The following is a 503-nucleotide window of genomic DNA, read 5'->3' as shown; positions in this document are numbered from 1 at the left end:
GTGTTGTCCAAGTAGTCCATATAGTGATTGCCCTTGGTGCCCTCTTTTGTCCCAGGGCGAAGCGCAATGGCATGAACGTCGGTAAGCTGAGATAGTGCCTTGAACTGTCCGACGGTATTTTTCATCGGTACACTATGGCCCGGCTGATCTTGAAAAGCGAAACCGACGCGTCCGTCATTACGCATGAACAGGGTAGGGCCGCCGTCGCTGAACAAGAAGCTCACGTTCTCAAAATTGTTGGCCGCGGTCACCTTCTTGTAGTAGTTCGTGGCCAACTGTAGACCACGGTCAATGTTAGTGCCTCCCTTCGCTGTCGACGCATTGAGAAAATATAGGGCACTGCTCATGTTGGAGGAATTGAAGTTCATGAAGGTTTTTTGGCGGGCTCCTGTATCAAAATCAACCAGCTGAACATTGATCGTCGCTTCTAGGTTCTTGAGCATGTGCAGTTGCCGGATGATGGCTTGTTTTTCGAACTGTAGCATGCTGAGTCCAGGTGCCGC

The 503-nt window shown here is 50.7% G+C and carries 1 protein-coding gene; it reads right to left on the bottom strand.

The features are described 5' to 3' along the window. Positions 1 to 485 (bottom strand): hypothetical protein (locus KUV72_RS19750; protein WP_222239524.1); only part of this gene is annotated, 485 nt, incomplete at its 3' end. Between the last annotated feature and the right edge of the window lie 18 nt (positions 486 to 503).

It is taken from the genome of Halomonas sp. DP4Y7-1 (assembly GCF_019800705.1).
Classification (GTDB): Bacteria; Pseudomonadota; Gammaproteobacteria; order Pseudomonadales; family Halomonadaceae; genus Halomonas; species Halomonas litopenaei_A.
The sequence above is the reverse complement of the archived record's forward strand: the minus strand, read 5'-3'. Positions and strand labels throughout refer to the sequence as shown.